Origin of the sequence: Photobacterium marinum (assembly GCF_000331515.1) — a bacterium.
GTDB lineage: Bacteria > Pseudomonadota > Gammaproteobacteria > Enterobacterales > Vibrionaceae > Photobacterium > Photobacterium marinum.
Genome location: NZ_AMZO01000016.1, coordinates 166,616 through 188,611 on the forward strand (window position 1 = coordinate 166,616; position 21,996 = coordinate 188,611).

A 21,996-nucleotide genomic window follows, 5' to 3' on the forward strand; every position below is an offset into this window, starting at 1 on the left:
AGGGAACACAATGCGGTTGGCGGCAGTTAGGGGCGGGGAGTCGACAGTATGGATTTGAACAATAGTGTGATTGCAATTACCGGAGCAGGACAAGGGTTGGGGCAAATGATGGCGGTGACTCTGGCACAGGCCGGGGTTGATTTGGCATTGATTGACTTTAATGAAGAAGGATTAAAGGAAACTCAGAAGCAGTGCCAGATGCTCAGTGCGAAAGCGTTAATCTATAAAGCGGATGTATCTAATGAAGTGCAGGTTGAAATTGCTTTCGAGCAGATCGTTGCTGATTTCGGACAGCTAAACGGACTGGTTAATAATGCCGGGGTATTGCGAGATGGTTTATTGGTTAAAGTGAAGGACGGTGAACTGACCAAAATGCCATTGGAGCAGTTCAACACCGTAATGAATGTGAATGTTACCGGTACATTTCTATGCGGTCGTGAAGCGGCAGCGAGTATGATCGAGCTGGGTAATCAGGGAGTCATTATCAATATTTCCAGTGTCGCCAGAGCCGGAAATATCGGCCAGACCAATTACTCTGCGTCTAAGGCCGCAGTAGCAACATTAGCTGTATGTTGGGCAAAGGAGCTTGGACGATATGGTATTCGAGCGGCCGCTGTCGCCCCCGGTATCGTGCATACTGCAATGGCAGATCAGTTAAAGCCGGAAGCTATCGACAGGTTGAAGCAAATGGTGCCGCTCAGCCGAATGGGAGAAGCCAGTGAAATCGCACATGCGGTGAAGTTTATCTTTGAGAATGATTACTTTACCGGTCGTGTGCTTGAAGTTGATGGCGGGATGCGAATGTAATACCAAACTGGGTATAACTCTTCGCACAGTTTTATTCAGACATAAAAAAGCCTGAACCGGATAGATAAGACCAGGTTCAAGCGCTGAATTCATTTATGTTGTGTGGGTTAATTACCGAAAATCATCACATACAAAGCCATACCGCCTCCGGTTATAAACATCAGCATGGCAATAATGGCTGCGGCCTTATTCAAAATTGAAAATAGCTTATCCATATCATATTCCTCGTTATCAAGGGGCAAGATGCCACAACCTGATCAGGATATCGAGTTTTACAAGAGACTTGTTAGGGCGTTTCTAATCAAATCAGACTCATCATTCTGGCTTTAAAGAATGTCGCGATGGTTTTTGCATCCTGAATCTGGTTTGTTGCCACTTTTTCTTCAAACTCGGCAATAGTCAAAGAGGTAACTTCGATGACCTCATCATCATCCAGCTCGCCGACACAATCAGACAGTCCTTGAGCAAGATACAAGTACTGAACTTCATCACAAAAGCCTGGAACCGGAAGAAGTTCACCAAGTGATTGCCAGTCAGATGCTTGAAGCTGTACTTCTTCAGCGAGCTCTCGCTTTGCACATTCCAGGATGTTCTCCTGATCTTCAAGAGTGCCTGCCGGAAATTCCAGAATCCATTTTTGAATTGCCGGACGGTATTGGTTAACCATCACCAGTTTGCCGTCATTTGTTATCGGCAAAATGATAACGGCACCAGGATGTTTGACTGTGGTAAATTCGACTTCACGTCCGTCAGGCAGGGTATGTTCAGCCTGTTCAACAGAAAAGCATTTCCACTGACATAGGGTTTTATTGTTCTTTGTATTCATAGTGGTTTTATAAAAATCAGCGAATAGAAAAGGCCAGGTGAGTGTAACACAGACTCATCTGGCCTATTTTAGGGAATTCGGTTTTTACTGGCTTACGACAACCTGGTTTCGCCCCCAGTTTTTGGCTCTTTGCAGTGCACTGTCTGCTTTTGAATAATCAATGCTGAATTCCTGATATTCGACAGGTGTTAAGCCAATGCTGATGGTAACAGTAACAGTTTGTCCGTTTTCCAATTCCAGTGAGCAGCTGGCGATATCGTCTTTTAGTCGGGTTGCCATTTCTTCAGCCTGGGTGATAGATGTGTTCGGCAGAAGCAGGCAAAATTCTTCACTGCTTAGACGGGCGATATGATCTGTTTGACGAATTTTATCTCGCATCAGATTGGACACCATCATCAGGACCTTATCACCGGCCTGCAGGCCGTAGCGATCATTGATGTTTTTCAGATTGTCGATATCCAGCAACAGCATTGAAAAATCGCGCAAGTAACGTTGGCAGCGAGCAGCTTCATTTTGATAGATATTCTCAATACCATGACGATTTTTAAGTCCGGTTAAAAAATCAGTGGTCGCTGTTTTGCGCACTTTTGATATTGCCTCATTGCGATGACGGGCCAGTAAGTGTGCCATGATGAAAATCATGGTGTAAGAACTGATATTTTGCAGCACTTCAGTCAACTGCTGCTCCTTACTTGATATCTCTCCGATGCTCAGAAAAATGTAGATAAGACCAAAAGCCAGACTGTATGACAGGGCATGTTTATATCTGAGAGAAAAGAAACAAAGCAGTGGAATAGTAAGAGCAATGGTATTGCTGACCATATGGGTATTGTCACTGTAAAATCCATAGCAACACACTGCGGTTGAGAAGCCAATAAAAATCCAGATTAAAATGTATGGATTGCCATTGCGCAGATTCATAAGTGATAGCAGGTAGGAGAGTACTGCACCGGTTAAAGCCGCGATGGTGAAAACGGAGGAAACATCCGCAACATAATAGGTAAAAGCGCAAAGTAAACAAATTGCGCCAGTTACAGGAAACAATATTGCAAGTTGTTTCTTCAGTATTTGCTCACGCTTTTCATAGTATGCGTAGTTGGTTGATTTTAATTGTTCGCTTTTTATTACAGTCGTCATAGCCAGACTTCACATCCTTGTAGAAACTTAGCCATATTGCGCAACGTGATGCACTACACAGCTAGGATAATTCGTCTGGCTATATCTGTCTAATTTTTTCTGTAAATTATGAAACTGATTGGTTACTAAATGAATGAACTTAACAATTTAGTTACGAGTTCAGGTTGCTCATTGGTTACACCATGACCGGTTTCAGGTATCACAACTAATGCTGTATTTAGATATTTGCTCAGTCTTAAACCATTTTGAAGCGGAAAAATCTGATCACTGTCGCCCCAAACTAGCATGCTGGGCGGGAGTTCATTGACAGGGTAATTATTTATTCGAGTTCGGTCATTAATCAGGCTAGTGATTAGCTGTTGTTTTTCTTCTCGCCACGGTTCGAAATAGCTCTGGTAGATTTGGTCAGCAATGAAGTCCGGCATTTGCTTTTTCTTATAGAAGACGTGGTTAAATAATCGTCTTACTTCATCACTGTTTTGAGGAACGAATAGCTGTTCCGGTTTATCAACTTCGGCTCTTTCACATAGCAGCCCTACATCTTGATCGTTAAACAAGGGACCGGGACTGGCAATGATGACTGACTTTTCGATTCGCTCTGGCGTCGTCATCATGTTGTAAGTTACAAACCCACCGTATGAAATACCGGCAACACTGACTTTATTAATATTTAGTGAATCCAGAATCTGCCAGACTGCGTCGGTTTGAGTTTCCAGGTTCGGCGCTCCTTTACTGTAAGAATCTCCGAACCAGGCCAGATCGGGCGCTATGACCATGTAATCTTTGTTCAGGCTGAGCATTTCATTCTTCCAGGTCGAAATTGCAGTGCCGCCAAAACCGTGAAGTAAGAGTAGAGGTTTGCCGTTGCCACCAACCCAGAATTTCATTACTCCGCCATCCTCTAGGGGGAGAAAATGCTCGGTGTAACCTGCTTCTTGAAGGGCGTTTTTGTCTTGCTCTGCTTTCCAGCCAACCAGTTCACACCCGGTTAAAGTAATAAAGAAGAACAGCAGGATTATCCTGCGATAGAGTTTAGAGATGGTTTCAGCGTTCATGATTCAATTCCGTTTTGTAAAAGGTACATTAATTGTACAGTGTTCTATTTCATTTGTCGTGTAATAACTATTGATTACATAATTGATGATGAATTGTACTAGCAGTCAGCGTTTCAGTTGCTTATGCCATTTTTTGCGGCATAATCTGCTCAATTCAGTGAATATATGATTCTAGCTCTGGTACAATTATATTCAATTGATTGGGCATTGTTGTCCGGCAGAGTTTTCAAAATTACAGGGAGACACCCATGCGTGTTTTGGTAACAGGTGGAATGGGCTACATCGGCAGCCATACCTGTGTTCAGATGATTGAAGCGGGTATGACTCCAATCATCGTAGATAACTTATACAACAGTAAGAAAACTGTTCTGGCTCGAATTGAAAAACTGACCGGTGTTTCTCCGGCCTTTTATGAAGGTGATATTCGCGACCGCGCTTTTCTGGATAAAGTTCTGGCTGAGAATGATGTTGAAGCTGTAATTCATTTTGCCGGCCTGAAAGCTGTAGGTGAATCAGTACAAAAGCCGCTGGAATACTATGATAACAATGTTCACGGTACTCTGGTTCTGGTAGAAGCGATGCGTGCGGCTGGTGTGAACAGCCTGATTTTCAGTTCTTCTGCTACGGTTTATGGCGATCCGGCCTCTGTGCCTATCACTGAAGACTTTCCTACCAGTGCGACTAACCCGTATGGCCGTAGTAAGTTGATGGTTGAAGAGTGTCTGACCGACATTCAGAAAGCATATCCTGAAATGAGCATTACTTTGCTTCGCTACTTTAACCCGGTTGGTTCTCACCAGTCAGGTGAAATGGGTGAAGATCCACAAGGTATCCCAAATAACCTGATGCCGTTCATTTCTCAGGTTGCAGTAGGGCGTCGTGAGTATTTATCTGTATTCGGTAATGATTACCCGACAGTTGATGGTACAGGTGTACGTGATTATATCCACGTGCTTGATTTAGCAGACGGTCACTTGGCTGCACTGAATCATAAGGGTAAAGAAGCCGGTCTTCATATTTACAATCTGGGTACAGGTAACGGTTTTAGCGTGCTGCAGATGGTAGAAGCCTTCTCTAAATCTTCCGGTGTTGAAGTGGCTTATCAGATTGCGCCCCGTCGCCCGGGGGATATTGCTGAGTGCTGGGCAGATCCAGGCAAAGCAAAATGTGAGCTTCACTGGGAAGCAACCCGCACGATTGATGATATGACGACAGATACCTGGCGTTGGCAGTCAAACAACCCCAATGGTTATCCTGACGCTTAATGCCAGAACTTCTTACAAAAGGTCACTCATGGGTGACCTTTTTCTTTTGAATGCTCTTGGCAGTTTAGTTCCAGAAAGCCGAATCAAGTATAAAGCGCCTGTGATTCATTATCAGCAGTTAAGGGTAAGCAAGGTACGACGACTTTGGTGAAAAGGCGTTAAGCCTCGAAATCGATTAAAACAGACCATGTGGGGTATGCTTATTCAGCTAAATCATGCTCTTTTAACCACTCAGCCCATGATGACGTGATTTTAAGCTTTCTTGAGTAATACAAAACTTCCAAACTCAAACCTAAACCTGAGAGAAAGCCAAAAAGTAACGACATATACAAATTGTTGATACTCGGTTCTTGTGAGCGCCATACGATTAACCACATAAAACCGCCCCAGAACACTGTTCCCAAGAACAACTCCTTAAAAAATAGTTTCAATGGTGATTCAAATAAGCAAGGTTTACCGTTCGATTTTAAAAGCCAGTGCCATAGAAAAGGATAAGGTTTCACTACCGTTCTACTCGCACCTTTTTGACGCAAATATACTTCTATAAACTCTTTGTTATGCATTGTTGATCATATTTGATTTGATAATAACCAAGATAACCACATTCGATTTGCACCAAATGTGATATACGGCGCACACATTCATCTGGTAGATGGAAAATAAGATTTCGAGAGCCGTAAAGTATACCACCTCAGAATTGATTTCCCTTAAGCACCAAAGTTAAAAGATATCCAAAATTAATTTAAGGGGAGTCGGGAGGAAAGTTCGAGGTTTATAAACTCCGGTTGATCTCAAGCAAAAATCGCAAAGACTATTTAATTTCATTCAGAGTAATTACATGCGAATAATGTACATCGACTTTGGTGAAAAGGATTTAAAACGTTATGGAAGTGGGTTGTAGTGTTGTCCCCATTATTTCAGTTCGGTAAATCTGTCTTTTCCTATTCCATTTTAATTCAAAGTATTGATTAATTGATTGGCTAACCTAAAAAAGGATGTTTAATGAAAAAAACTGAAAAATGCACTTGTCTTATCTAGCCTTGTTATTCTAACAGGTTGCTCTTCTAAACTGCTCTATGAAGAATGTGGCTAGTAGTGCTGTTGAATTTAAGGAGTATCAGCTTAAACAAGATAAAGGTTATAGTGATTCACTGGAACGGATGTACCTTATTCGCAAGGCTAAGCCAGTCAAAGAAAATAACCTTGATACTTTCTATATTGGCAAAAACTACCATGCTGTTGATGATCAATCCCTCGCGGTAGCTGCTGCCGGAAGCATTAATGTTTTTCAGTTGGCTACCCACTCAATCTTAAATAGCATTAATAATGAGTACATGAATGCTGGATTCAACACGAAAGTATATTCAGACAAAGAAGTGGCTTATATTCACACATATGATACAACGTTTGTGGTTCCTTATGACTCAAATAAATTAGTACCTTATTGCTCTACACCTGATGGCTATAAATCTATTCAAGAAAATGGCAGTCTTAAGAATTAGAATATTGGTTGCTTCTCCATACTACACGATAATCCTACCATGTATAAAAACAACACAAATGATACCAGGTTTCCATTAGGTGATTTTGTAGAAGTTCACTCGACGTTGCCAGCTATTTTTCCTATCGAGAATCTAACATCAGATTCCAAGTATGATTGGGTTTACCTGCCTAGTTTCACTTTCTTTACTGGTAAGTGGATAAAAAACTTTGAGGGATTCACAGAAGAAACCTTAATCAATGAGTATAATAAAGGGCGTTTCTCACTTAATCCTAATATCAGAATGTTAAGATCTGGTGAAGTTTACTACTTTAATAAAAACGCTGAGAATTAGAACTGCGTGTAAAAATAGCTCTGTTCCATCAGAATTAGTGTCGGTCGTGCTTAAAAGTCACACTCGATAATTTCTTTTACCGGGCGATTTAGAGTGTGACCTACGTGTAACTCGGCCCTTATCTGCTGTAAGGCTTGATGATAAAGAAAAACACCAAGCTGACAACCGCGCCAAGGGTATCGGCAAGCATATCTTGTTGGGCATCCCAGATGTCACCTTGCGAACCAAGGAATTCAATCCCGGCTTCACCGCCTGCAAGAACTGCGTACCACCATTCAATGATTTCATAACCGGCAGCAATCGCCATAATGGCACATAAACCGAACAGAGCAGCAATAAATGGTTTGCAGTGCTCTCTGCGAGTCAGGAATTCTGCAATCGGGTAGGCGTAAAATCCAATAGAAAAATGAGCAAAACGGTCAAAGTGGTTTCGGTCGGAACCAATCAGATCGCTGAACCAGTCAAACGGTACATTGGCAAATGTGTAGTGTGCGCCAATAGTGTGGAGAATGAGCCAGCATGACATAAAGACGTAGGCGCTGTTTGAGAACTGAAAGCGTTTGAAAGTCACAACCAAGGGAATAAAAATTAGAAGAATCGGAATGATTTCTGCCAGCCAGACTTCAGGGAAGCTCGGATTGATGCCAGACCAGATGATGGTTGTTGAGACGAGAGCTGTCAATATGAGCGGGATTTTTATGCTTTGAGCGGGTGTTTGCATCATTTTTCTCTTAACTGCTTGAAAGGAATTGCCGGGTTCTTATACAGCTGTTGAGCTAATCACTATCTTATTCTGTAATAACGGATAATTCATATTTAAAGTAGGTGTTAGCCTTAATAATTGTGATATAATCCGCCGCTAACAATTTTCACCCTAGTGTGAGTTATATCACGTAGGGTAGGACTGTAACATTTTCTCTGCCTGTGTAGCGGGCAATTTATCGGAGCATCGTTTTGCATTTTAAAGATCTTGGATTAGACCAGCGCCTTATTAAGAAACTGAATCACCTGGCGTTCGATAAACCAACTGAAATTCAACAGACTGCTATTCCTGTTGCCATTCTTGGCAAGGATTTGTTGGCCTCGTCGAAGACTGGCTCCGGTAAGACTCTTGCCTTCCTGCTTCCGGCAATGCAGCGTATGTATCGTTGTAAGCCGTTTACTCGCCGTGATCCTCGTGTACTGATTCTGACACCGACTCGTGAGCTGGCTAAGCAGGTGTTTGCTCAGCTGCGCACACTGATTGCGGGTACGCCTTATGATGGCGCACTGGTTGTTGGTGGTGAAAACTTTAATGATCAGGTTAAAGCGTTCCGTAAAGATCCGATGTTTGTAGTAGCAACTCCTGGTCGTCTTGCTGACCACCTAGAACATCGCAGCACACACCTTGATGGTCTTGAAATGCTGATTCTGGATGAAGCTGACCGTATGCTGGATCTGGGCTTTGAAGCACAGCTTCGTCGTATTCACGAAGCAGCAAATCACCGTCGCCGTCAGACACTGATGTTCTCGGCGACACTGGATCACACAGATGTGGCAAGTATTGCTTCAGATATGCTGAATGCGCCGAAGCGTATTTCAATTGGTCATTCAGCTGAGCAGCATACAGATATCACCCAGCGTTTTATGCTGTGTGACCACCTTGATCATAAACAGGCTCTGCTGGATAAGATTCTGGAAACCGAAGACTATGATCAGCTGATCATCTTTACAGCAACGCGTGCGGATACTGAGCGTCTGACTAAAGAGCTGAATGAGCGCAAGCTGAAGGCTGTGGCACTGAGCGGTGATCTGAACCAGACTCAGCGTAACAGCATCATGAGTCAGTTTGAGCGTGACTGTCATAAGATTCTGGTAACAACTGATGTTGCTTCCCGCGGTCTTGATATCAGTAAGGTCTCTCACGTAATCAACTTCGACATGCCAAAACATGCAGAAGAATACGTGCACCGTGTTGGTCGTACTGGTCGTGCCGGTAACAAAGGTGATGCAATTTCATTGGTAGGTCCTAAGGACTGGAAGAGTTTTAAGAATGTTGAAGCTTTCCTGCAGCAGAAGATTACCTTCACAACAATCGAAGGGTTGGAAGGCAAATTCAAGGGCTTAAAACCAGCGCCTAAGAAGAAGTTCCACAAGAAGCCGACTAGCAAGAAACCGACAGCGAAGAAAGCTGTACCATCTGCGAGTAAGCCTAAGAAGAAAATGGATAAGCGCTTTTACGACAATATGGCTGTGGGTGATAACGTATTTATTCCAAAGAAAAAGAAACCGGCCAATCCGACTTCTGAAGACTAATACTGCGCTATACGCTTGGTTTTAAATAGAAATGCCAGTCTGATGACTGGCATTTTTTATGGTTGTTATTAAATGGTTTTAATCATTGCTTTGCTCAAGGTGACGAACCATTTCCTTTATGAAACGTGCCGCCTCTCCGCCGGTACAAGCTCGATGGTCAAAGGTCATAGAAAGAGGAAGCGTCTTGATTGCCACAGCTTGGTTATTACGAAGCACCACTTTTTCCATTACCCGACCGGAGCCGACAATGGCGACTTGTGGTGAGGTGACAACCGGTGTAGCGAAGATCCCAGCGATAGCCCCGAAGTTAGTCAGTGTAATGGTTGCGTGTTGAAGTTGTTCCCTGGCAATTTTTCGGTTGCGGATTTCCGTAGTGGTTTCGTCCAGCCATTTTCTTATCTGGGCACTTGTCTGGCTTTCGGCATTACGTAAAACAGGCACGTACAGGCCATGACGACTATCAACAGCAATGCCGATATTGACGTTACCATGCAGGCAGCGAGTCATAGCTTCGGCATCGAACCATGCGTTGATTGCCGGCTCCTTTTTGCAGGCAGAGACAATGGCCAGGATCAAACGGCTGGTGATATCTTCATTGTCACGCCAGTGTTCAAGTATTGCCTCTTCGGTTATGGTGACTGAAGCCACGTTATGATGGGATTCGGTCATGGAATTAACCATGGTTCGGCGTGCACCTTTGAGTACCTCTGTGCCGGGCCGCTGCTGATCACCGGCTTGGTAGATGTCAGTATCAACAATGATCCCGTCAGGGCCGCTTCCTTCGACCGTTTTAAGATCAACGCCCAGCTTTTGTGCCAGTCGGCGCGCAGAAGGTAGGGCTTTCAGCGAGTCTGATGGCTTGGGGCTTCGGGGTTGTCCAATCCAGAATTCATCAACATTCACTTCCTGAGTTTGCTGTGAAACATTACCGACGACAGTTGCAGCATCCGCTTGCACTTCTGTTGTTACTTGTTGAGCTGATGCCTCTGTTTCATCGATTTCCAGCAGTAGGCTACCAATGCCGATAACATCACCTTCGTTGCCGTAACGCCGGACAATTTTCCCGGCATACGGCGCAGGAACTTCGACGGTTGCTTTGGCGGTTTCAACAGTCAGTACCACCTGATCTACTGTTACGCTGTCACCTACATCAACATGCCATTCAATGATTTCTGACTCAGCTAGCCCTTCACCCAAATCCGGCAGAGAAAATGATTTCATTTCCACCCCTCCATCAGCTCTCTGGCTGCTGCGATGATGTCGTATTCCTGAATCATAAAATAGTCTTCATTGCGGTAATACGGCATTACAGTGTCCATTCCGGTAACTCGCTTGGGTGGTGCTTTCAGCAAGCACATGGCATGTTCTGCGGTACGTGCCAGAATCTCCGCGCCGATACCGCAAGTCTGGCTGGCTTCATGAACAACCAGCAGTCGACCGGTTTTTTCAAGGGAGTGGAAGATGGTCGCCATATCCAGCGGTTTAACTGTAGCCGCATCAATAACTTCAAGCTCAATACCTTGCCTGGAAAGATCGTTTGATGCTTTCAGGCATTCAACGACACAAGCGCCCCAGGTTACCAGTGTGATGTCACGGCCCTTTCGGAGCGTGAAGCAAGTGTCTAATGGTAATGCTTTGCCGTTGTCTTCAACTTCGGATTTAACTGTACGATAGATCCGCTTAGGTTCGAAAAACATGACGGGATCATTACTGCGAATCGCACCAAGTAATAAACCGTAAGCCCGTTGCGGCGATGATGGGATGACGACTTTTAAGCCTGGAATATGAGCGAACAGAGCCTCGACACTTTCTGAATGGTGTTCCGGCGCATGAATCCCGCCACCGAAAGGTGCTCGGAAGACCGCAGGGCAGGAGAGGCGTCCTCTGGTGCGATTACGCATTCGTGCAGCGTGGCAGGCCAAGTGTTCCATTGCGGGGAACACAAATCCCTGGAACTGGAATTCTGCAACAGGTCTCAGCCCCTGGCTTGCCATGCCGACTGTGACACCACCGATCAGCGCTTCGGCTAATGGAGTATCAATAACTCGTTTACATCCATGTTTTTCCTTCAGGCCGACAGTAGCCCTGAATACTCCGCCGTTATCACCGACATCTTCACCGAGAACGATGACACTCGGGTCGTGTGACATTTCATGATGCAATGCGAGGTTTACCGCTTCGACCAGTGTTAATTCAGCCATGATGACCTCCTTCTTTTCGCATTGCTTTATTGATAATGAAGTCACGTTGTCGGCAGAGGTCTGCATCCGGTGTTTCGTAGAGATAGTCGAATGATGATTCTGGCGGTTGTGGAACGAGGGCCTGGTAATTTTCGACGGCTTTTTCAACGCTACCCCGGCAATGGTTTTGCCATTGTTCTTCGTCGGATTCACTCCACCAGCCTTGGTTAAGCAGAAACAGTTTCAGTCGTTTGATCGGTTCAAACTGCCAGGCCTGCTGTAACTCATCTTCACTGCGATAGCGGCTGGCATCATCAGCAGTAGTATGGTCACCAAGACGGTAGCTGACGGCTTCAATTAAAGTTGCACCTTTACCTTTACGCGCCTTGTCCAGGCTTTTGATTACGATGTCGTACATGGCGACAACATCGTTACCATCTACGGTGATACCTTCGATTCCGGCACCCTTGGCTTTGTCTGATAGTCGTTCAGCACCGCACTGAATAGATCGTGGGACTGAGATAGCCCATTGATTGTTGTTAATGATAAATACCAGCGGAATGTTCCAGACTCCGGCACAGTTCACTGATTCCAGGAAATCCCCTTTAGACGTTGCACCGTCTCCGAGGGTGACCAGAGCGGCATGGTGTCCACCTTGAATCTTTAGTGCAGCCGCAACCCCGACAGCGTGGGTACATTGGGTTGAGATCGGGACGCAAAAGGGCAGGTCACGACAATGACTTTCGTTGAAGGCAAAGTCGCTGCCTCGTTCATCTCCCCCCCAGTATTGAAGGTTTTTCTCCATTGGAATTCCGCGGGCCCACATGGCTGGCATGTCCCGGTAATAGGGGATAAACACATCGTCAGGACGAAGTGCTTTACCAATTGCTATGCCAAAAGCTTCGGAACCCACATGAGAGGGATAGGTGCCCAGTTTCCCGGTGCGTTGTAGCGCAACTGCTTTATTATCGTAAATTCGGGTTAGTACCATATCGCGATAGAAATCGGTTAGGGTAGGTTGGTCGGCCCATTCAGGGAGTTGATCGACGGGATTACCGTTATGGTCAATAAATCGATGCATCGGTAAGGCCTGAACATTCATCTCAAGCTCCTTCTGTTGCTGCCTCAAAAGAGGCGGACAGCAAATAAATCGATGGCTATACCGTAAAAAATGACAAAGCACGAAGGGCTTATTAGCGGCATATACCTGTAACCCTCGGTATAACCAGATAATGTTAAGTGTAACTATTTTGTTAAAAGCTGCCTCTGGAAGTGACGGTTTGAACAGTAAAGAAATCGGTACAGACTGAGTCAACGGTTAAAAGTACGTCTTATTATTGAGACTTCGGAGTTACAACGCAGGTCACCAATCGGTTATCGCTCATAATTTGATTACTATTTGTTGCGGGAAAAACTATTGTGGTGAGCTATGAAGTTGTACAGCGGAATCTTTTTTATGTTTTTTGTTTCAGCCTGTACGTCGCAGGAAACGGTAAGCGATGTTGCAAGTCAGAAGCAGACCTTCATTCAAGGTGAGTGCTATGATCGAGCGACTTACTCCCTGAGTGAAACCTTTGATACATTTATCGGTGAAAGACAAAACGAGCTGAAAATACTGCGCCCGGAGCTGACAGCAGAAAACTATGAGCAGCTTGATTATGCGTTAAAGCATTTTTCAACTTACTGGAACCAGCTCCGTAAAGAACGAGATCTGGCGTGTGAGCAACATGCGACTTGTGAGTATATCAGAATTAAAAATCATGACAGGCATGCTTACAATACGAGCTATTGTGACAGCACAGACTTCGAGTACAACGTTAGCCGTGCCAAAATGATTAATTTCTTCAATGATATAGAGCGTCTACAGCTACAAAAAACCGCGCCTTGAGTCTTAATCTCGCCATCTTTCCTCACATCTTATCATTTCAGAATGAATGACCTGAAGTTGACGGTGTAACTCGGGACATCATTCTGATTTCCACTATGAGTAGCCTTGTTAGATTAGTCTGGTTATCTATGCTTTTTTAAAAGATTCTTTGATTAAAATTGTTAGTTTTATTCTTTCTATATCAATCAATTAGCAAAGCTAAGCTCAATGCTGACTTTGAAGCGGTAAGAAAATTGTAACTTTTCAATAGTTTATAAAAAATGCTAAGGTGGTTGTGAACCTTATGTAAATTATCATTTGAATGAAAAGGAGGATTTTATGGCTATCAGCCGTAAAAGCAGTAAGGAGCGTTTGGCGCTGAAATTGTCCCTGGCCGGTACAGTTTTATTAGCCAGCCTGGGTATTGGCTATGGATTATATGTCGGATCCAATGCCATTTTGCTAGACGGCATGTTTTCATTTCTCAGTATGGGGATGACAGGGTTAAGCCTCTATACTGCCTATCTTGTATCTAAACCGGACGATCGTCAGTTCCAGTTTGGCTATGCTCACATTGAACCTTTAATTAATGTTGTCAACGGATTGCTCATTTTGATGACTTGCCTGTTTGCCTTTATCACTGGCGTGAAAGGTATTCTTCATGGCGGACATGAGATTGTCCTTGAGCATGCGCTTATCTATGCGGTTTTATCGACTGTTTGTTGTTTTGCTATCTATTTTACTGAAACCTATATCGCGCGAAGCGAACAGTCTGAATTGGTTAGGGTAGACTCGCAAGAGTGGCTGGTGGACGGCATTTTAAGTGCTGCAATACTTGTCGGCTTTTTGCTGGTAATTTTGCTGGATAAGTTCGGATACTCCCGTTGGAATGCCTATGTTGACCCGATTCTTGTTTCAACGCTTTCAATAGCAGCATCAGTGTTGCCTTTGAAAGTCCTGAAACGAAACTTACGAGAGGTTCTGCTAGTTGCGCCGCAGGATAAAGTTCAGCACCAGGTCGATAGGGTGATAGCAAAGCTTTCCAAACAATATCATTTTGATGATTACACCCATCATTTTGCTAAAACAGGGCGTCAGTATGATCTTGAAATAAATATACTGGTAAAGAATGAAACGTACTGGACAACAGGCCGTCAGGATACGATCCGTGAGCTCATTTGGCAGGAATTGAGCGAAGAGTTGGGAGATACCTGGCTTTCAGTTAGCTTTACTTCTCAAGAACGCTGGCTCTAACAGGACAATGTGTTGTTCTGTAAGACGTTTTTCCTTTATTAGTAAAACTAATATCGAGATAAAAGAATTGTCGGGGAAAATCAAGTGGTGATTTTCCCAGGCTTCAAGCAAAATATACGTGTTACAGAGAAACATGACAGCAAAGGAATGAAGATCAGTAATGCTTAAGGTTGTAAATGAGCTGTAAAGTGTTTTCTTTTTCTTCAGGTGGCTATGGACTGATTTGCTGGTGCTGTATAGAAGCATTGACGTGTTATTAATATTTTTTCTATCACAATTTTATAACCGGTTAGTGCAAAAAAAGCGCAGATAGGCTATCGTGTCTCTTGTCTAAAAATTGCTTCTTTTTAGAGATAATTTTTAGACCATAGGTTAACCCTTATCGCTGACATCGCTCTGATGTGCGTGTCACCCATTTTAGATTTACATTTTTAAGGTTAATTATGGAAACTGTGTTAGTCATTGCCTTTATCATCGGTGCTGCTTATGTCATCTTCAGAGAGAAGAAATGCTGTAAGGGAATAGACTACTCGCGTGACTCATTGTAAAGCGAAGGCGCCGTAAGGCGCTTTTGTTTTATTCGGTGATGTGGATACTGTTTGAATTACTCATTTATCTCTTTTCACGGTCGACCTGCAGACATTCTTTCTACGAAAAGCTTCCAACTTGTTGTATCCACTCTGATTTTCTTTTATTGACGAGTTGAAACTGAAGAGCAGGGTGTTTACCTCTAACAAAGTTGCCTTTTCAGGCTGTTGATTTTTAAAGGTTTTCCTTGCTATTGTAAGTCGACGCAACCAAAGCCGAAGTTTGAACCGACAATGCAGCCAGTTTAAAAAACAGGAGGCATTAGCCTCCTGTTTTTATTTAGTAGATATGATGCCGATTTACATCAAGCATGCTTTTCACGCCATGAGTGGGCCAGTTCACTGATAGATTTATGGCTTTCCTGCCACTTTCTTGTTTTAACCAGATCCCGGTATTCGCCTGTTGGCTTTTTGCAAAGTGTTTCAAGTAACGGAACCTGAGTTTGTGGCAGACCATCCAGGGCCTGGATTGCACCTTCACGGTTGTTGCAGAGTAGTACCATGTCGCAGCCAGCTTGTTGGGCTGCAATGGCTCTTTCGCTATAGCTGCCAAGTACGTCAGCACCCTTCATGTTCAGGTCGTCAGAGAAAACCACGCCTTTGAAGTTCAGCTCATTACGCAATACATCTTTAAGCCAGTAGGATGAACCGCTCGCCGGTTGGTCATCATAGACATCAAAAACAACATGGGCTGGCATCATAGCGTCCAGCAAGTCGCTTTTGATCAGGTTTTTAAATACCGTCATATCATGCTGTTTGATGTTGTCGCGAGAGTCGACAGGTGTTTCAAAGTGTGAGTCTTGGACAACGCCACCGTGGCCCGGGAAGTGTTTACCCGTTGTTGCCATTCCGGCTTGCTTCATGCCCTTGATGAACTGGCTGGCGTATTTAATGATTTGTTGCGGATCATCAGAGAAAGCCCTGTCACCAACGGCTTTACAGTCAAAACCGAGATCAAGGACAGGAGCAAGGCTGAGATCGATATCCATCGCCAGCAGTTCTGCAGCCATCAGCCAGCCACCTTGTTCGGCGAGTTCGAGACCATTTTTATTGTCGGCAAATGCTTTTGCCGGTGGTAACAGGGTAAATTCATCGCGAAAACGTTGAACACGTCCACCTTCCTGATCAACAGAAATCAGAAATGGTCGTCGTGCTGTATCGCGAATGTCTTTGGTTAGTGCTCTTAGTTGTTTGCGGTCATGATAGTTGCGGCTGAACAGGATAATTCCACCCACGGTTGGGTGTTGAATGATTTCTTTTTCTTCAGCATCCAGCTCATAGCCGGATACATCAAGCATTAATGGTCCCATGTTAACTCCGATAAAAGGACATTCTGAAAGCGCGGAGCTGTGATGATCAGATGTAAAAGACAGGCTAACGTTATCATAGTCCAGATAGCAGAGGTAATAATCCTTTTAAAAATGACACCTTGCCTGAGTAGTTAATGTTCGTTTTGATTGTTTATTATAGTAAACACAGAGTTGATTGTTTTTGTTGTTAAATTCATAGTCAATTAGTTATATCAGGCACATATTGTTGAAAAATCCACGATATAAGTGATCATGATCTTATTAATGAAAATATGCTATCACTTATTACATTGTTGGTGTGATCTTGCTCACTATAATGTTGTGCTCACTCAATTAAACTGTTTCCTGATTCATAGTTAATTGAGATTTTCAAATGTCAGTATTGGTCGCCATTGCTATTACAACAGGTATTCTTTCAGGTGTTTGGGGGTGGGTTGCAGTTTCCCTTGGTTTACTTAGCTGGGCTGGTTTCCTTGGTTGTACTACTTATTTTGCTTCCCCTAAAGACGGCATGAAAGGTCTTGGATTGAGTATTGCGACCAATATGAGTGGCGTTTTTTGGGCGATGGTGATTATTCACCTGTCGACCATAGTTGGCATCGAGATTATCGGTTATGTAATTACTGCTATTGTTGCGTTCTTTATGTGCGTTCAGGCCAAGAAAACATGGCTTGAATTCATCCCGGGCACATTCATTGGTTCATGTGCCACTTTCGCGGCATCCGGTGACTGGCAGCTTGTTATACCGTCTCTGATCCTGGGTGCGGTGTTTGGTTACTGCATGAAGGCATCCGGTATCTGGTTGCAGAAGAAATTAGCCCAACCGAAAAACGATTTAACTGTTCCTGAGCTTGATTAATCCCTTCTTTTTTTATTTTCTCTTATCAATTTAGAGGCTGCCGCAAGGCAGCTTTTTTTTGTTCTTTAGAACTTACCAATATTCCTTGCACGGATAAATTGTGTTTGAAGTTCAGGCGGAATTTCTTACGGCCAGGCCTGCTATTAGATTTTCTTCGTGACACTCTTTAAGTAATTTCATACTTAAATTAATACATTTACATTCATTATTCAGCTTGGGTTTTGTTTGAAATATCTTGAAACAATTAACCAGTAAAAATATGCCACTAATTTTATTTGTTCAGCTTTCATTAAAGCCCCGGTGCTAATTTGGCCTCATTACTTATATAACTGAATTGCATGCGTTTATTCCTTGTAAATTGCATCTGCAATTTATTCTTATATTTTACCTATGGTCAGCATAATGAATAAAAAACTTATAATTGCCACTTTAATAAGTACTGGCTTGCTTGTTGGATGCGGCGATAAGTTATCCGGTCCTAAAGCATCGATGAGCCCTTTGGTTGCAGTACAACCTGTAACGGTCATTGACTATCAGCAGGGAAAGAAGTTTGTCGGTAGAACTGAAGCTATCGAAGATGTTGCTATTACTGCTCAGGTCTCCGGCTACCTGAAAGCGCGTTATTTTCAGGAAGGGGAAATTGTCGAAAAGGGACAGCTGTTGTTCCAGATTGAGCCAGCAGCTTATGAAGCAAAAGTTGCCAGTGCAAAGGCTGCGATAGCACAAGCTGAAGCGAGTCTGAAACGGGCAGATTTGGACTGGGAGCGAGGCAAGAATTTGTTGCCTAAGGGCAGTATTAGTCAGTCGGAGTTTGATCGGTTAACTGCAGATAAACTCAATGCCGAAGCTCAGCTTAAAGCGGCAAAAGCGCAGCTTTCAGCAGCGGAAGTTGATTTGTCATATACCCAGATTGTTGCACCGTTTACAGGACGGGTTAGTGACAGCAAAGCCAGTATCGGAGATTTGGTTTCACCGGCTTCAGGGGTACTGACTACTTTGGTTAGTCTTGACCCGATCCAGGCATCTTTCAATATCAGTGAGCGTCAGCGCCTGGATTTAGGGATTGATATGCTGGATGGCAGCGGTGACGGCAAAGGGGATGTTGAAGTCGTTCTAACATTGAATAATGGCGAAGATTATCAGCATCTGGGAAAGGTCGACTATATCGGCAACCGGATTGATTTGACAACAGGCACCATAGCGATGCGGGCGAAGTTCGATAACCCTGAGCAGCGTTTGTTGCCGGGTCAGCATGTGCAGGTATTCCTGCGGGAAAAAGCGCCTGTAAAGAAAAATGTAATACCTCGCAGAGCGGTACAAAGTGACCTTGAGGGCGATTTCGTTATGGTACTGGCAGAGGGTAATGTTGCAGAACGGCACAACGTTAAGCTCGGACCGCAAACAGAGCAGGGGGTTGTTATTAACGATGGCCTGAAGGGGGATGATGTCGTGTTGACGAAAGGTCTTCAGCGCGTTCGTAACGGGATGACCGTTCGACTTGAACAACCAAAAATAGAGGGTTAACGGATGCTGAGTCGATTTTTTATCCAGCGTCCAAAGTTTGCGCTGGTTATCTCTATTATTCTGACACTGGCAGGTGCAATTGCCCTGATGAACCTGCCTGTTGCTGAATACCCTAAAATCAGTCCGCCGTCGGTTAGTGTGACTGCTTATTATTCGGGGGCGAGTGCTGAAGTCGTTGAAGAAGCCATTGCCGACCCGATTGAAGCTTCGGTGAATGGTGTCGAAAACATGATCTACATGTCTTCGAAGAGCGCCAATGACGGTTCATATAACCTGAATGTGACTTTCGATGTCGGCACAGATCCCGATATGGCGCAGGTTAATGTTCAGAACCGGGTGTCGCAGATTGAATCTAAGTTACCTGCTGAAGTTCGGATGGTCGGGGTAACTGTTAAAAAGCGTTCTCCTGATCTGCTGATGGTGCTTAACTTCTACTCTCCTGAAGGTCGTTATGACGATAAATTTCTGATTAATTACATTAACTTAAACGTTAAAGATCAGCTTGCCCGTGTTAAAGGCATCAGTGAGGTTAATGTTATCGGTGGCGGTGAATATGCGATGCGTGTATGGCTGGACCCGGAAAAAATGGCTAACCTCGGCCTGACAACCTCAGATGTTAATGCAGCATTGGCAGAGCAGAATGTTCAGGTCGCAGCCGGCAAAGTTGGCGCGCCGCCGTTTAACAATGTTCAGGAAGTGCAGTTCAACCTTGTGACTAAAGGGCGCCTTGAGTCGGTCAGTGAGTTTGAAAATGTTGTTCTAAGAGCAAATCCTGATGGTTCGGTTGTTTATCTGAAAGATGTTGCTCGTGTAGAGCTCGGTAAGAAGTTCTACGACGGTAATGGATTATTCCGCGGTCAGCCAGCTTCTATCGTGACGCTATCACTCCAGTCAGATGCGAATGCTCTGGAAAGTGGCGAGGTGGTAATGGAGTTACTGGAAAAACTGCAGCCAAATATGCCTGAAGGTATGGCTTATGAAACCAGTTATGACACAACATTATTTGTTTCTGAATCAATTAAAGGTGTGGTCAAGACGCTGATTGAAGCTGTGATTCTGGTTATCGCAGTAACATACCTGTTCCTTGGTAGTATGCGTTCTACGCTGATCCCGGTTGTTGCTATTCCGGTGTCATTGATTGGTACTTTTGCCATTATGTTGGCAACAGGTTTTACCATAAACACAGTAACCTTGTTTGGCCTGATTCTGGCAATCGGTATTGTAGTTGATGATGCCATTCTAGTTATCGAAAACGTTGATACCAATATGAAGCGCGATCCGAGCCTTACACCGCGGAAAGCAACGCTGATTGCGATGAAGGAAGTAACCGGGCCGATCATTACTTCAACATTGGTTCTGTTAGCGGTATTCCTGCCGGTAGCGATGCTACCGGGTATCACAGGTATTATGTACCGTCAGTTTGCATTGACCATCTGTATATCAGTGGTGATATCGTCGATTAACGCGCTGACACTGTCTCCGGCTCTATGTTCGCTGGTTCTGAAGCAAGGCGGGGACAATACTTCACGCTGGTTCCGTACCTTTAATAAAGGGTTGGATAAAGTTACGCTGAAATATGGTGTGATTGCCGGATTCCTGGTTCGTAAAGTGGGTATGCTGGCCAGCTGCTTTGTTGTTGCCGTAATTGCCCTTAGCTTCTTGTCGAAGACGACGTCAACCGCTTTTGTTCCGCAGGAAGATAAAGGTATTTTGCTGGTTAATGTTCAGCTTCCGGATGCTGCTTCATTGTCCCGTACTGAAGAGACAACGGCAAAACTTGAGAAAATCGTTGAGCAGGAGCCTGGTGTTGAAGGCATTACTGTTGCCAATGGTTACGCGTTTCTGACAGGTGCTGCTGCGTCTAATGGTGCTTCAATGTTCATCAAACTGAAAGAGTGGGGTGAGCGAAACAACATGGAAGGAGACCATTCGTCATTTGCGATCACTCAGCGGATAAATGCTCGTGCGGCAGCTCAACTTCCGGAGGCTATCGTCTTTGCAATGGGGCCACCTGCGGTTCCGGGAATGGGGGCTGCATCGGGCTTTGAGTTTGTATTGGAAGATACCTTGGGGCGCAGCCGGACAGATTTGGCAAATGTGATGGGCGAGCTGATTCAGAAAGCCAATGAGCAGCCTGAGATTCAGTATACCTTTAGTACATTTCGTGCCAATGTTCCGCATTACTACGTTGATGTCGACAGGGTGAAAGCCAAACAACTAGGCGTATCTCTGACGGAAGTCTTCCAGACTTTGCAGGGCAACCTGGGTTCAATGTACATCAACGACTTCACTCTGTATGGTAAAAACTTCAGGGTAACGGTGCAGGCTGACAGCGATTATCGCAGCGACCTTGATGCGCTTGAGCGTTTCCATGTGCGCTCAGCCAGTGGTGATATGATTCCGCTGAGTACACTGGCGACGATAGAACAAGTGTTCGAACCGGATGTTGCATGGCGTTACAACATGTACCGTTCGGCAGTAATTCAGGGTAACCCGGCTGATGGTTACTCAAGTGGTGATGCTATCGCCGCGATGGAAAGAGTAGCTGCAGAAGTCTTGCCGCAGGGATATCAGTATGAATGGACAGGTATGGCTTACCAGGAGGTAAAAGCCGGTAATCAGGCAATTTATGCGTTTGCACTGGCTCTGATCTTTATTTACCTGTTCATGGTTGCCCAGTATGAAAGCTGGAGTATTCCGCTGGCGATCATTTTGGTTGTGCCAGTGGCAACATTGGGCTCTTTCCTGGCATTGGCTGCAACAGGAACACCTTTGAACCTGTATGCGCAGATAGGTTTGGTTCTGCTGATTGCACTGGCGGCGAAGAATGCGATTCTGATTGTGGAATTTGCCAAGATTGAGCGGGAAGAGAAAGATCTGGATATTGAACAAGCCTCTGTGCGCGGTGGTAAATTGCGTTTCCGTGCAGTGAATATGACGTCCTGGTCGTTTATTCTGGGTATTACACCCCTGATATTTGCTTCCGGTGCCGGCCATATTAGCCAGAATTCATTGGGGATTTCACTAACAGGGGGGCTGCTTTGTGTGTTACTGGCAGGAACCTTCCTGATTCCTGGCTTCTTTGCTCTGGTTCAGCGTAAACGAGAAAAATTCCACGGTGGCTCGACTAAGTTGGTGGCTCTAGAAGATGAGTAACTCTTGAGTCAGGTAGAAAGAAGAAAAGGGCTCCGAATG

The 21,996-nt window shown here is 44.4% G+C and carries 20 protein-coding genes; 10 read left to right on the plus strand and 10 right to left on the minus strand.

The genetic code is table 11. The annotated features are described in order from the left end of the window. Window positions 1-48: 48 nt before the first annotated feature. On the plus strand, window positions 49-807 hold the full coding sequence (locus C942_RS10840; RefSeq protein WP_007465615.1) for an SDR family oxidoreductase: 759 nt from the start codon (window positions 49-51) through the stop codon (window positions 805-807). A gap of 107 nt (window positions 808-914) precedes the next feature. On the opposite strand, the gene C942_RS10845 is transcribed toward C942_RS10840, so the two are convergent. The 4 genes from C942_RS10845 to C942_RS10860 all read right to left on the minus strand — a co-directional run bounded on the left by C942_RS10845 (window position 915) and on the right by C942_RS10860 (window position 3,825). Further along, window positions 915-1,022 (minus strand): 3-ketoacyl-ACP reductase, encoded by a 108-nt coding sequence (locus C942_RS10845; RefSeq protein WP_157372612.1) that lies wholly within the window; start codon window positions 1,020-1,022, stop codon window positions 915-917. An 86-nt stretch (window positions 1,023-1,108) separates the two neighbouring features. Then, on the minus strand, window positions 1,109-1,633 hold the full coding sequence (locus C942_RS10850; RefSeq protein WP_007465617.1) for an NUDIX hydrolase: 525 nt from the start codon (window positions 1,631-1,633) through the stop codon (window positions 1,109-1,111). An 84-nt stretch (window positions 1,634-1,717) separates the two neighbouring features. Beyond that, a complete protein-coding gene (locus C942_RS10855) occupies window positions 1,718-2,770 on the minus strand; it encodes a GGDEF domain-containing protein (protein ID WP_007465618.1) in 1,053 nt (350 codons plus the stop codon). A gap of 125 nt (window positions 2,771-2,895) precedes the next feature. Beyond that, window positions 2,896-3,825 (minus strand): alpha/beta fold hydrolase, encoded by a 930-nt coding sequence (locus C942_RS10860; RefSeq protein ID WP_007465619.1) that lies wholly within the window; start codon window positions 3,823-3,825, stop codon window positions 2,896-2,898. Window positions 3,826-4,073: 248 nt separating this feature from the next. Here C942_RS10860 and galE point away from each other — a divergent pair, with 248 nt between their 5' ends. Continuing rightward, window positions 4,074-5,090, plus strand: a complete 1,017-nt coding sequence (galE, locus tag C942_RS10865) for a UDP-glucose 4-epimerase GalE (RefSeq protein WP_007465620.1) — start codon at window positions 4,074-4,076, stop codon at window positions 5,088-5,090. 200 nt (window positions 5,091-5,290) lie between these two features. Here galE and C942_RS10870 read toward each other — a convergent pair whose 3' ends face one another. After that, window positions 5,291-5,653 (minus strand): DUF6404 family protein, encoded by a 363-nt coding sequence (locus tag C942_RS10870; protein WP_036799650.1) that lies wholly within the window; start codon window positions 5,651-5,653, stop codon window positions 5,291-5,293. 522 nt (window positions 5,654-6,175) lie between these two features. Between C942_RS10870 and C942_RS10875 the strand changes: the two genes are divergently transcribed. Next, window positions 6,176-6,592: a hypothetical protein gene (locus C942_RS10875; RefSeq protein ID WP_157372613.1), complete on the plus strand. Its 417-nt coding sequence runs from the start codon at window positions 6,176-6,178 to the stop codon at window positions 6,590-6,592. 39 nt (window positions 6,593-6,631) lie between these two features. After that, on the plus strand, window positions 6,632-6,925 hold the full coding sequence (locus C942_RS10880) for a hypothetical protein (RefSeq protein ID WP_036799653.1): 294 nt from the start codon (window positions 6,632-6,634) through the stop codon (window positions 6,923-6,925). A gap of 118 nt (window positions 6,926-7,043) precedes the next feature. Here the strand turns inward: C942_RS10880 and C942_RS10885 are convergent, their stop codons facing one another. Beyond that, complete coding sequence (locus C942_RS10885) at window positions 7,044-7,646, minus strand: DUF2238 domain-containing protein (RefSeq protein ID WP_007465624.1); 603 nt, start codon at window positions 7,644-7,646, stop codon at window positions 7,044-7,046. 233 nt (window positions 7,647-7,879) lie between these two features. Here C942_RS10885 and C942_RS10890 point away from each other — a divergent pair, with 233 nt between their 5' ends. Beyond that, entirely contained in the window at window positions 7,880-9,220 is a 1,341-nt protein-coding gene (locus C942_RS10890) for a DEAD/DEAH box helicase (RefSeq protein ID WP_007465626.1), read from the plus strand. 78 nt (window positions 9,221-9,298) lie between these two features. On the opposite strand, the gene C942_RS10895 is transcribed toward C942_RS10890, so the two are convergent. Genes C942_RS10895 through pdhA form a run of 3 tightly spaced genes read right to left on the minus strand, consistent with a single transcriptional unit; the run spans window position 9,299 to window position 12,502 of the window. Then, window positions 9,299-10,441 (minus strand): dihydrolipoamide acetyltransferase family protein, encoded by a 1,143-nt coding sequence (locus tag C942_RS10895; protein WP_007465628.1) that lies wholly within the window; start codon window positions 10,439-10,441, stop codon window positions 9,299-9,301. Beyond that, complete coding sequence (locus C942_RS10900) at window positions 10,438-11,421, minus strand: alpha-ketoacid dehydrogenase subunit beta (protein WP_036799659.1); 984 nt, start codon at window positions 11,419-11,421, stop codon at window positions 10,438-10,440. The genes C942_RS10895 and C942_RS10900 overlap by 4 nt, the downstream gene beginning before the upstream one ends. Then, window positions 11,414-12,502: a pyruvate dehydrogenase (acetyl-transferring) E1 component subunit alpha gene (gene pdhA, locus C942_RS10905; RefSeq protein ID WP_036799662.1), complete on the minus strand. Its 1,089-nt coding sequence runs from the start codon at window positions 12,500-12,502 to the stop codon at window positions 11,414-11,416. Before pdhA ends, C942_RS10900 begins: the two co-directional genes overlap by 8 nt. Before the next feature lie 354 nt (window positions 12,503-12,856). Here pdhA and C942_RS10910 point away from each other — a divergent pair, with 354 nt between their 5' ends. Together C942_RS10910 and C942_RS10915 are read left to right on the plus strand one after the other, a co-directional pair. Further along, window positions 12,857-13,288, plus strand: a complete 432-nt coding sequence (locus tag C942_RS10910) for a hypothetical protein (protein WP_007465630.1) — start codon at window positions 12,857-12,859, stop codon at window positions 13,286-13,288. Window positions 13,289-13,606: 318 nt separating this feature from the next. Further along, on the plus strand, window positions 13,607-14,521 hold the full coding sequence (locus C942_RS10915; RefSeq protein ID WP_007465633.1) for a cation diffusion facilitator family transporter: 915 nt from the start codon (window positions 13,607-13,609) through the stop codon (window positions 14,519-14,521). An 892-nt stretch (window positions 14,522-15,413) separates the two neighbouring features. Here the strand turns inward: C942_RS10915 and nagZ are convergent. Continuing rightward, on the minus strand, window positions 15,414-16,418 hold the full coding sequence (nagZ, locus tag C942_RS10920; RefSeq protein WP_007465635.1) for a beta-N-acetylhexosaminidase: 1,005 nt from the start codon (window positions 16,416-16,418) through the stop codon (window positions 15,414-15,416). A gap of 373 nt (window positions 16,419-16,791) precedes the next feature. On the opposite strand from nagZ, the gene C942_RS10925 reads away from it, so the two are divergent. The 3 genes from C942_RS10925 to C942_RS10935 all read left to right on the plus strand — a co-directional run bounded on the left by C942_RS10925 (window position 16,792) and on the right by C942_RS10935 (window position 21,957). Then, a complete protein-coding gene (locus tag C942_RS10925) occupies window positions 16,792-17,277 on the plus strand; it encodes a DUF1097 domain-containing protein (protein ID WP_007465637.1) in 486 nt (161 codons plus the stop codon). 402 nt (window positions 17,278-17,679) lie between these two features. After that, a complete protein-coding gene (locus C942_RS10930) occupies window positions 17,680-18,801 on the plus strand; it encodes an efflux RND transporter periplasmic adaptor subunit (RefSeq protein ID WP_007465639.1) in 1,122 nt (373 codons plus the stop codon). Between the two features lie 3 nt (window positions 18,802-18,804). Further along, window positions 18,805-21,957 carry an efflux RND transporter permease subunit gene (locus C942_RS10935; protein ID WP_007465641.1) on the plus strand — a complete coding sequence of 1,051 codons (3,153 nt, stop codon included), beginning with the start codon at window positions 18,805-18,807 and terminating at the stop codon, window positions 21,955-21,957. Window positions 21,958-21,996: the final 39 nt, after the last annotated feature.